At 65.6% G+C, this 11,153-nt stretch carries 9 protein-coding genes; 7 read left to right on the plus strand and 2 right to left on the minus strand.

Annotated elements, in window-relative coordinates; all coding sequences use genetic code 11:
- Together MJD61_18120 and MJD61_18125 are read right to left on the minus strand one after the other, a co-directional pair.
- The coding region (locus MJD61_18120) for a hypothetical protein (GenBank protein ID MCG8557181.1) at window positions 1-194 on the minus strand (194 nt) is incomplete at its 3' end.
- Window positions 194-2,284 carry a bifunctional (p)ppGpp synthetase/guanosine-3',5'-bis(diphosphate) 3'-pyrophosphohydrolase gene (locus MJD61_18125; protein MCG8557182.1) on the minus strand — a complete coding sequence of 697 codons (2,091 nt, stop codon included), beginning with the start codon at window positions 2,282-2,284 and terminating at the stop codon, window positions 194-196. The genes MJD61_18125 and MJD61_18120, both read right to left, overlap by 1 nt.
- A 270-nt stretch (window positions 2,285-2,554) precedes the next feature.
- Between MJD61_18125 and MJD61_18130 the strand changes: the two genes are divergently transcribed.
- The 7 genes from MJD61_18130 to MJD61_18160 all read left to right on the plus strand — a co-directional run.
- Window positions 2,555-2,938: a hypothetical protein gene (locus tag MJD61_18130; protein ID MCG8557183.1), complete on the plus strand. Its 384-nt coding sequence runs from the start codon at window positions 2,555-2,557 to the stop codon at window positions 2,936-2,938.
- Window positions 2,939-3,104: 166 nt separating this feature from the next.
- A complete protein-coding gene (locus MJD61_18135) occupies window positions 3,105-5,954 on the plus strand; it encodes a glycosyltransferase family 39 protein (GenBank protein MCG8557184.1) in 2,850 nt (949 codons plus the stop codon).
- 209 nt (window positions 5,955-6,163) lie between these two features.
- Window positions 6,164-6,592, plus strand: coding sequence for a MarR family transcriptional regulator (locus tag MJD61_18140; GenBank protein ID MCG8557185.1), 429 nt, complete (start codon window positions 6,164-6,166; stop codon window positions 6,590-6,592).
- 37 nt (window positions 6,593-6,629) lie between these two features.
- Complete coding sequence (locus MJD61_18145; GenBank protein ID MCG8557186.1) at window positions 6,630-7,376, plus strand: hypothetical protein; 747 nt, start codon at window positions 6,630-6,632, stop codon at window positions 7,374-7,376.
- Between the two features lie 87 nt (window positions 7,377-7,463).
- Window positions 7,464-8,936 (plus strand): GGDEF domain-containing protein, encoded by a 1,473-nt coding sequence (locus MJD61_18150; protein MCG8557187.1) that lies wholly within the window; start codon window positions 7,464-7,466, stop codon window positions 8,934-8,936.
- Window positions 8,933-10,045: a PilT/PilU family type 4a pilus ATPase gene (locus tag MJD61_18155; GenBank protein MCG8557188.1), complete on the plus strand. Its 1,113-nt coding sequence runs from the start codon at window positions 8,933-8,935 to the stop codon at window positions 10,043-10,045. The genes MJD61_18150 and MJD61_18155 overlap by 4 nt, the downstream gene beginning before the upstream one ends.
- 656 nt (window positions 10,046-10,701) lie before the next feature.
- Window positions 10,702-11,153, plus strand: a 452-nt coding sequence (locus tag MJD61_18160; GenBank protein MCG8557189.1) for a hypothetical protein, incomplete at its 3' end; no start/stop codon positions are given.

Raw genomic sequence — 11,153 nt, forward strand, 5'->3', positions numbered from 1 at the left:
ATGGGTTGACCGCAGCAGGTCTGCTGCTCGGGATAGTCGACCTGCACACCGAGACCTTCGAGCACCTCGAGTGTGGCGAGCCCGACGTCCGGATAGAACAGGTCGATGTAGCACGGTATGAAGAGGCCGACTGGCGCCGCACCGGAATCGACGTGCGCGCCATTCCGGCCGCCAAGCAGGCGAGGCCGTGTCATCAAATCCTCTGGACTTCCTGGACCCCGTTTACCTTGGAGATGCGTCGAATCACCCCGCGCAACCTGCGTACGTCGCTCACATCGAAGTGAAAGGTGTGAATCGCTCGGCCGTCACGGCCCGACTGAGAGTTCGCCTCGTTGATATTGACACCGGCCTCGTTGAAGGTGGTGGCAAGGTGCGCGAGCACACCGGGCTGATGCGAGGTGATCACACGCAGCGCAGCGGGCATGTCCACCTTGGCCTGACTCTCCCAGCTCACCGCCACCCGGCGTTCCGGATCGAGCTCCATGGCCCGTGTACAACCCTTGCGGTGAATCGTGACGCCGCGTCCTCGCGTGATCCAGCCCGTGCTGGTCTCGCCGGGCAGGGGCTTGCAGCAATTGCCGAAGCGCACGAGCATGTCGTTGAAGCCGGAGACCACGATAGGCTGCGGGGCTTTCCGGCGGCGAACGACCTTGCGCACGGTCTTTTCGATCAGTCCGGGTTGCAGCCCGTTGGCGTCGCCGCCCTCGAGGGCGCACAGTTGGTCTACTATCTGCTTGGCGCTTACCCTGCCGTAGCCTACGGAGGCAAAAAGCTCGTCGCGCGTCGTGGCCGAACAATGCTGCAACGTCCTGTCGAGTGCATCGCCCTTGCACAGCCGCGAAAACGACAGGCCGCGCTTGCTGACTTCCCGCTCCAGCAGTTCGCAACCGAGCTTGTGGCCCCGTCGGTGCTCGTGCTCGCGCACGACAGCACGTACGCGGGAGCGAGCCCGGGCGGTGGCCACGAAGCCAAGCCAGTCGCGGGTAGGGCTGGCCTTGCTCGCGGTCAGGATGTCGACCGTGTCGCCATTGTGCAGCTTGTACGCGAGGGGAACGATGCTGCCGTTTACGCGTGCTCCGGTGCAGTGGTCACCGATGTCGGTATGAATGGCATAGGCGAAATCAACCGGCGTTGCCCCACGCGGGAAAACCTTCACGTCACCTTTCGGTGTGAACACATAGACTTCGTCGGCGAACAGGTCGATCTTGACGCCGTCGATGAACTCGTCCGGATCCTTGATCTCGTTCTGGAACTCCATCAAGCGCCGCAGCCAAGCGAAGGTCTCGAAGTCCTTGTTCTTGGTTCCCGCATTCTCCTTGTAGAGCCAGTGCGAAGCGATGCCGTGCTCCGCGGTTCGGTGCATCTGAACCGTGCGGATCTGGACCTCGATGCGGCGGTGCCTGGGCCCGATCACGGTTGTGTGCAGCGACTGATACAGGTTGGGCTTCGGTAGCGCGATGTAGTCCTTGAAACGTCCCGGAATTGGAGTCCAATGGGAGTGCACGACCCCGAGCGCTGCGTAGCAATCCGAGACGTTTTCGACGGTGACCCGGAAGGCGATCAGATCGTGGATCTGCTCGAAGTCGCAGTTGTTCGCCCGCATCTTCCGGTAGATGGAGAAGCAATGCTTGGCTCTTCCGCCAACCTGGGCGTTGAAGCCGCGCTCGACCAGCATCGTTTCGAGCTGCTTCGTCACCTCGGCGATGTACAGGTCCGAATCCCGCGCGCAGCCCTGGATCTTGTCCGAAACGGTTGCAAAGGCGTCGGGGTACGCGTACCGAAATGCCAGGTCTTCGAGCTCGTTCTTGAGCCACTGAATTCCCAGGCGGCCGGCCAGCGGCGCATAGATCTCCATGGTCTCGTGCGAGATGCGTTCCTGCGCGTCCGGGGACATGAAGTGCAGCGTCCGCATGTTGTCGAGGCGGTCGGCCAGCTTCAGCAGCAGCACACGAATATCGGCGGACATCGCGACAAGCATCTTGCGGAAGCTCTCTACCTGCCGGTCTTCGCGTGTATCGAAGTTCAGCTTGCCGAGCTTGGTGACACCCGAAACCAGAAACGCGACCTCCTTGCCAAACTGCGCACAGACCTCCTCTTCGGTGGCCTCGGTGTCTTCGATCACGTCGTGCAGCAGGGCAGCACACACGCTCGCGGGATCCAGCCGCATGTCCGCGATGATGTCGGCTACACTCACGGGGTGCACGAAGTAAGGATCACCCGACTTGCGGCGCTGGCCGTCGTGCATGCGGGCCGAATACGCATAGGCCCGGTTGACGAACTCCACTGCAGTGTCTGAATGGTGTTGTCGGATTTTGTCGATGATTTGCGTCAGCGGAACCATCGCCCTGACCACGCTCCGTTGGAGAAGCACTGCCGCCGCCCGAGGGCGACGAGCCGTGGTCCTGCTTGGCACGGGAGCCAACCCAGACCGAGCAGGAGCACGGCTTCTCCCACGAAATTTAACATCTAGCACCGCTGGCAACAACCGATCGAGCGTCCGGGCACATGCTAGCCTGTCCAGGCCGTGGGTGATCCGACACGATGGCCTCGGAGGTTGGCCGCCCAGCGTCACAGGCTGGCCTTGTGCGTGCTCGTCGTCGCCGCCCTCACCCTCGGCCGCCACGCATGGAAGCAGCTTCCGCGCCAAGTGGACGTGGAATTCGCGCTGGGCCCGAAACATCGAGAAATCGTGGAAGTACGGGTCGCCTACCTGCTCGAAGGCCAGGAGATGCACGGCGTCGCGTTTCGCTACCCGAGCGGCGCCCCGCAAGTGATTCGCCATCAGGTCAGCCTGCCGGCGGGGCGCTACGGGGTGGCCCTGGAGCTGCGGCCCAGGCGTGGTCGGGCGCGCACCCTCATGCGAGGGCTGCGGGCTCCCGCCGACGGGGTCGTTCGCATTCTGAACGACCGGGGCCGCGTCGGGATGGATCCAAGCTAGACCTCGGGGGTCGCGCTGACTATGCTCGCGCGCCCGGTTGGGTGGCCTCGCGCTTGCGCCAGTGTGAGTTCCTGCGAATATGAGCAGCGACACGAACGGTCTGCATCGTCATCCGTTTTGGGGCGCCGCGGGCGCCACGTCCGATCGAGTTGGAAGCCGGTGATCGATGCGGGTTAGGCGAGCCCAGCGACGCACGCTGGCATGTGCGTTTGTTTCGGCGGCAGCAGCCTTTGCGACGCTGCTCATGATGAGCAACGTGCAGCAGCTGCCCCACGGGACCCTCTGGGGCAGCCTCGCCGTGTTGGTCAGCGTCGGGGCCCTGCTCGGCGCCCTCAGGCTGCCGGGGAAGCTGACAGACGCTACGCCTGGTTTCCTGACAGCGCTGTTCGGCCAAAGGCCCGGCGAGCCTGTTTGGCGGAGCCCCGCGCTCGCGTTTCCCGCGGCCTGCGTCGTGTTTGCAGCGCCAGTGCTCCTCCTGGGCGCGGACGGAGTCGCGTGGGGCGCGCGCTTGGCCGCGCTACCGCTGGCCGTCTCGGCGCTGCGCCGCCCGGGGCTTCTCGTGTTCGTCGCAGCGCTCGTGCTCTACTTGCCACGGCTCGGCGATTTCGGCTTGTGGGATCCCTGGGAAACCCACTACGGCGAGGTCAGCCGCGAGATCCTCTCCCGTGACGACTGGTTGAGTCTTTGGTGGGTGCAGGACCGCTGGTTCTGGTCCAAGCCCATTCTCATCTTCTGGTCCGAGGCGCTGGTGTGGGGCGCCAGCGGAGTCGACTTCCGACCCGACGCCAATCCCGAATACCTGGAGTGGGTGATCCGGCTGCCTGTTTTCCTGATGGCCACGTCGGCGCTGCTTGCGGTCTACGCGGCCGTCGCCAAGATCTTCAACCCTCGGGCAGGGTTGTTAGCGGCGTTGGTGCTGGCCACCATGCCCTACTATTTTTTTCTGGCGCACCAAGCCATCACGGACATGCCCTTCGTAGCCGGCATGACGGGAGCCGTGTGCCTTTTCTTGCTGGCCGTCAACACAGCACCCGAACGCGAGGTGCAGAGCTATCGGTTTTGGCGCTGCAGCGTCTCCGGCCAGCATGCGGTGCTGGGCGCGCTGTGCGCGCTGGTCCTGCCTCAGGGGCTGTACCTTGCTTCCCGCAACGTCAGCCTGATCGAGGGACCGCTGTTCGCTTGGCACCGCGACGAGTTCCTGGCGGGCTCCGCCGGGAATCATGGCGTCCCCGGCAACGCCCCGCTTTCGAACGTGCGACCTTTCGCCGACGGCCTGGCGGCGCAACCGCTGGTCCAGGCCCTGCTCTGGGGCGCGGGCCTTGCCGTACTGGTCCTTTTGCTGCGTCGAGAGCGCCGCACGCAGCAGCTGCTCATGTTTGGTTTCTACTGCTGCTGCGGGCTCTCCTTCATGGCCAAGGGTATTCCGGGGTTTGCGCTGCCGGGGCTCGTGGCGCTGCTGTACTTGCTCGTGACGGGCCGGTGGGACCTGCTCCTTAGCGGACGCCTGCGTGTCGGCGCAGGCGCTCTGACCGTCGCGGTGGTGGGCGCGCCTTGGTTCGTGGCCATGTACATCCGTCACGGTCCACCGTTTCTGGATCGGCTTCTGATCCACGACCACCTCAACCGCCTTGCCACCGGCGTGCACGGCGACAAGGGCACGATCCAGTACTTTGTCGAACAGCTGGGTGTCGGCATGTTCCCGTGGGTCGCGCTCGCACCCGCAGCGCTCTCGCTGTGGCTTGTGCCGCAACCTCTGGCGCTGCACGAGGGCCGGCGGGGACTGCGGCAGAGCCAAACGCTGCAGGTGGTGGTGCTGTGGTTCGTTGCTGCCTTCAGCCTCTTCAGCGCCATGATCACGAAGTTCCATCACTACATCTTTCCAGTGGTGCCGCCCGCGGCCATGGCGATCGGCGTATTGCTGGATCGGCTCTTGGATCTTCCCAGGGGGTCAGCGTGGCGCGCCAATGTGGGGCTCGTGACCGCCGGCTTGGCAGCGGTTGCGCTGCTGCTGGGCGTGGCAGGTGTGCGCGGTGACGTGCGCGGCGTGCTGCCTCCGGACGTGGGCCTCGGTGAACAACCACACTGGGCGCTCGACGCTCCGTGGCCGTGGCCCCTGTGTGCGGGGCTGCTGGCCCTCGGGCTAGGCCTGGCGCTTGCCGGTCACAGGCTGCTGCGGCCTGCTCGACAGGCCGCTCCGAGCGGGCCGGCATCCGACGCGGCGCCGGCGTCGGAGCTCGGAGTAAAGACAGCTCACGGCACCGAATCGAACGGATCGAGTGAACCGAACGAACCGAACGAGACGCGGGAGCACCGGGTCCAGGCGTCCGTGGACGTGGCGTCCGAAACGCCCGGCCCTCGAGCGACACAGCCCAGACCACGGCGTTCCGAGCGAGCGATCAGCGCCGCGGTCGCCTGCGGTGCGTGTGTGTGCGCGTTTGTGGGGCGCGATCTTTCCTGGGCCAGCGGGACACGACCCGTCGGCTACGAGCGGTTGATTCATCTGTTTGTCTACAACTACGGCCGGCCTTGGCCGGAGCAGTTCGACTACCGCGCGATGCTAACGGGCTTTGCAGTGGTCGCGACCCTCTGGGCTGCGAGCATGGCCCTGCGGGGGCTGCGCCCAGTGGCGATCGGCGGTCTGTTCGGCGTTGCGCTCGCGTTCACGATCTGGTGTCTGGATGTGTACCTGATCGACCTGTCCCCACATTGGAGCCAGCGCCAGCTCATGAAACGCTATTACAGCGAGCGCGTGGGCCCGGGCGAGCCTCTGGTTGCCTGGCAGATGAACTGGAAGGGCGAAAACCTCTACACGGGCAACCGCGCAGCGGTCTTCATGGACCTCGACAACGCGAAAGTGAAACACTGGATGGACGAACGGCGAGGCACCAGAGCGTTCTTCGTCCTGGAGCACTCCAGGATGCGGGCTTTTCGCCGGCTCATGGGTCAACGCGCCGTGACCGAGCTGACTACGAGGCGCGATAACAACAAGTTCGTGCTCGTGTCCGCGCGGCTGTGAGAAGTCCGGATCGTGATACCAGCAGATGTCGGTTGGGGATCGGTGCGGTTGCGTGCGCGCACCGGCCTACGCAGGACGGCGAAAGACGGTCGCGGCGACCGGGAGTGTGGACCTGCGGTGTGCTTGAAACCCGGAAGCTTTCTGGTATTTTCGAGCTTTCTCGGAAACCGCACCGGGCGGGGCTCCCCATAGCTGGAGCTGGTTCCTGCATGGAACTGGACATTTATCCAGATATGGGGTACGCTGTGATACCCGTGGTAAAAAAGACGACACACGCCACCCTGTATGCCCTGTTCGAGCTGGCGCGAGCCGATCGGCCAGCACAGGCAGGTGTCATCGCTGAGGCCATTGGTTCCACGCCCTCGGTCGTTGCGCGGGCTCTGGTAGAGCTCGAGCAGGAAGGTCTGGTGGACGCGACCCGTGCTCGGTTGACCATGCGAGGGCTGGCAGTGGCCGCGGCGCTTGAAAACGACGCGAAGCCGCCTCGATTGGATATTCCCGAGCCGCGCGGCGCCCGCAACGCGTCGGCTCGCCGCGGTAGATCTTCGCCGCCGATTCCGACCGCCGAGCGCCGCGTGCGCGCGCGCGCAGCGTCGAGCTGCTCGCGTCCCCCGGGCAAGATGACGCCCTGCGAGTAGGGGCCCTGCACAAAAACGAGCTCGAAGTTGGTGGCCGATGCGGGCTAACATCGCGACCATGCCCTGCCGCGCTCTCTCCCTTGCGCTTGCGTTCGCGGTGATGACGCTCGGTGCGCTGCCAGCGCAGGCTTCCCGCAGGTATCCCCGGCGCTACGCAGCGCGACCCCTCGTGTTGCCGTCTCGTGTGCTTCGCTTCGATGGCCAGCTCGCCTGGATGGTTCGAAGCAGCCGCGATCGGGTGGGGCTCGATCTGGGGCTGGGGCTCGGAGTGAGCCAGGATCTGGAGCTTGGCGGCCTGTTGCTGCCCGTCGTTCTCGAGCCGCAAACGCAATACGGCCAGCCCTTCGTATACGGCCTGTACCGGCTGGCTCGCGGTGGAGCGCAGGCGGGCCTGCTCGCAGGCCTGTGGCTTCCGGCGACCGGTGTGGCCACCCGGTTGACGCTCGGGCCTCCGCTTCGGGTGCGCGTGGGATCGAGCGTGCGGGTCGATCTGGCCGCCCTGCTCGATATCGGCCTGGGTCGCGGGCAGGGCTCCGGCTTGCGCATGCCGGGCGCTCTGGCCTTGCAGCTCGGCTCCAGTACGTTCGTGGGTCCCGAGTGGGAGCTTCGCTTTCTCGAGTTCGAGCGCGCGCAGGCGGGCGCTGGTCTGCTCTTGGGCGCGACACTTGGTGAGCCCAAACGGGTCGCCGGAGATGTCACTTTCCGACTCTGGGCACCCGATGCGAGCTCGAGGTTGCGAGCGATCGACCTCAGGTTCGGCCTGAACCTGTTCTTCGACGTGTGAGGTGTCGGGTCCTAACGGCCGCGACGCAGGTTAAGTTGTCCGACGGCCGCGCCGTTAGGTGCAGGCAGTACTCCACCGCTGGAGACTATGGTGCACGCGGCCCACGACGCCACAGTATCAAGCGACCGCCCCACCGCTCTGCTCGCGGCACAGATCGTACAGGCTGCAGTGAAACCGGACGTGACGGCCGCCGAGCTGGGCAGCCTGTGCGCTAGCGACCCCGGGTTTGTGGTGCGCCTGCTGTCGCTCGTCAACTGCGCCGCCTACGGCGTTAGCCGCCGGATCACCGACGCTCAGCATGCGGTCAGCCTGCTGGGCGTGCGCAGTCTCAGGAACCTGGCGCTCAGCCTGTGCGTTTCCGACCTGACCCCTCGGGGCAGCGATGGCGATGCGCTGCTTGCGGTGTGCCTGCGGCGGGCAGTAGCCGCGCGCCTGCTGGCCGAGCGCATGGGCAAACGCCCTCCCGAGGAGTATTTTACCGTCGGCCTTCTGCTCGAGTGCGGCCTGTTGGTGCGTGCGCGCACGGATCTTGGCGCGGCGGCCGAAGCGGCTCGTGCACCCGCACGCGCGCGCCTGATGTACGAGCGGGCGGCGGGAGCGGCCGAGCATCCAGCGCTGGGCGTGCAGCTGGCGCAATCCTTGGGGCTCGCCGAGCCGATGGTGGCCGCCATCGCGCACCACCACGACGAGCAGCCCCCCGAGGGCGAGCTCGCCCTGGTGGGCTGGCTTGCTGAGCAGGTTTCGGCGGTGTTCGAAGGCGGGGACGTCTCCACGGGCCGCAGCCTGGCCCGCGAGGCAGCAGCGGCCGCGGGGCTGGCCGAGGGCGTGGTCGACGAGGTGCTCAACGAGCTGCCACCCATGCTGAGCGAAGCCGGACGGGAGTTCGCGCGCGATGTGGGCCCGCTCGTGGATATCGACACGCTGCTGCGCGACGCCAACGCCGCCCTCGTCGCGATGAACCAAAACTACCAGCAGCTGGTGACCAAGCTGGAACGCCTGGTGCAGGAGAAGCAGGAGCTCGCGCAAGAGCTGAAGAACGCCAACGAGCGTCTCTCCCACATGGCCGCCACCGACCCGCTCACGGGGCTCGCCAACCACCGCGCGTTCCAGGACGCGCTCGAGCGTGACCTCGCGCGTGCCGACCGCGAAGACACCCCGCTCACGCTGGTGCTTGTGGACGCCGATCACTTCAAGCGCGTCAACGATTCGTACGGGCATCCGGTGGGCGACGAGGTGCTCAAGGTGATCGGGGGGATCCTGCAACAGGCCGTGCGCGCCAGCGATGTCGCGGCCCGCGTCGGTGGCGAAGAGTTTGCCCTGATTCTGCCCGGCACGGGGTCGCAGGGCGGGCGCACCGTGGCCGAGCGGGTGCGCATGGCGATCCAGGCGGCCAACATGAGCTCCCCGAAAGGACCGTTCAGGATGACTGCCAGCCTGGGGCTTGCCACGATCCAAGGCCGGGGCTGCAGGGCGCTCAAGGCCAAGCTCTGCGACGACGCGGACAGGGCCTTGTATGCGTCCAAGAACGGCGGTCGCAACCGCGTGACGGTCGCTCGATGAGCGAGCGCGCCGTCGCTGCCTACGACCCGCAGGTATTCGACGCGGCCGTGCGCATACTCAAGGGGGCGCTGGCGGCCAACGCCTCGGACATTCACCTGAAGGCACGCGTGGCACCCCTGGTGCGGATCGAGGGGGAAATCTGCCCGCTCGAGCATCCAGCGCTCTCCGCCGAGTTCGTCCAGACCGTGGCAGCGGAGCTAGCGAACCTGGCAGGTGTGCCCGCCGACCGCTTCGTCGAGAAACAGATCGACTTCGCATGCCTGGTGCCCAACGTCGGTCGATTTCGCGTACACGCGTACCGCCAGTCCGCAACCATGGCGCTTGCCCTCAGGCGCATCCCCCATCCGATTCCCGAGCTCGCCACGTTGCGAGCGCCGCCAGTCATCAAGCGGATCGCGCTAGCTCCGCGGGGCATGGTGCTCGTCACCGGGGCGACCGGCATGGGCAAATCGACCACCATCGCGGCCATGCTCGACTACATCAACGCCAACGCCGCCCGCCACGTGGTCACGATCGAGGAGCCGATCGAGTTCATGTTCGAGGATAGGCATTCGAGCTTTTCGCAGCGCGAAGTGGGAAGGGACATCGACACCGTACAGCAGGGACTCGAGGGCGCCTTGCGTGAGGATCCCGACATCGTCTTCGTGGGAGAGACGCGCACCCTGTTCGAAATGGACATCGTGATGGCTGCGGCAGAATCCGGCCGCATGGTGATCACGACCCTGCACTCGGCCGATGCCGCCAAGACGTTGACCAAGATCATCAACATGTATCCGCTCGACCATCGTGATGCGGCTCGCAATCGCCTTGCCGATTCGCTGCGCGCGATCGTATCCCAGAGGCTGATCCGCCGCCGCGGCGCCCGCGAGCGGATCCTGGCGACCGAGGTGCTGACCATGAGCCCTACGGTGCAGGACTGCATTCGCGATCCCAATCGCCTCCGAGGGCTCAACCAGGCGCTCGACGCGGGACGGCATGAATACGGGTCGCACTCCTTTGACTTGACGCTCAAGGAGTTCGTTCGCGACGGGCTCATCACCCTCGACACGGCTCGCGCAGCGGCGACCAATCCCGCGGATCTGGTGCGCAATCTGAAAGTCACCCGTTAGCCAGCCCCGGCCTTTGACCTTGCGCTCGACGGGTCACGCCGGCGGTTCGCTTTGGCAGGCGCCGCCAATCCTGCGGATCGGGTGTGCAATCCGTAACCGTAAGGTCATTCGTTGGCTCGCCCAGGCCGCGACCTTGGGTGGGTAGCGGGTAGAGCCAGCACACTGCGGCTCGGTACGATCGCGACGTTTTGCCGGACAGAAACGCTAGCCGATCACCGGCGATCGATGTGGCAAAGCTCCAGCCATGCTGTAAGGGTGTCCCGACCTGTTACCGATGTGACCATATTTCTGGACCGGATCCACTAGGCGCCACGACCGTTTTGGCTACACTGAGGCACTTGTGGAGTAGTGGCAGGATAAGCAGGTCCACACGCTTGCTTTGTACCCTGCGGCAGCCAAAACCTGTACGAATGAGCAGTTTAGCGATCGGTGCGTTGTTCGTGCTCAGCCCTTCCAATCTCGGGCGCTGTAGCGCTATGGTGCAACGCGCTGACAGTTGCAAGCAGCTTGCCATTCGTGTACGTGTATGTCACATGTCGGATAGTTGAAGTCGCAGTGGTTTCGCGCGCGAAGTAATGGATTCGCGGATCGGCAACGGCTTGGTAAGGAGGCCATCAATGAGGGTCGAGCGCTATAAAGGGAGCGGGGCTGTTCGGATGCGCAGCATACCATGGGTCGGGGCGGCGGTGATGGTCGGCGCCGCTTGCTCGGGACAAGACTACCCCGCGCAGCGGGCGGGCACGGGCGCGGCTCCTACAGCCGGCGGCGGCGCCGGCACGCAGACCGGTGCAGGCGGCGCCGCGGGCCAGATGATGGGCGGAACCGTTGCTCCGCCGCCAGGTGGCATAGGAGGAGTGGGAGTGGGAGGAGGCATGCCGCCGATGGGAGGTACTGCGCTGCCGCCGTTGCCCACCGTCGGCGCTCAAGGCGTCAACATCGTGCGGGTGGAGATCAACCAAGGCAACGCCATCGTGCTCGTCAAGGGCGGCCAGCCGGTGACCAAACCTTACAAGATGGCTCCGGTCGTGGGTGGTAAAAAGGCGCTGGTGCGCGGCTACTGGCAGGCCGGCGCGCAGCCGGGCTCCGTCTTGGGGATCCTGACGGTGAC

It is taken from the genome of Pseudomonadota bacterium, from assembly GCA_022361155.1.
In the GTDB taxonomy this organism is placed as follows: domain Bacteria; phylum Myxococcota_A; class Polyangia; order Polyangiales; family JAKSBK01; genus JAKSBK01.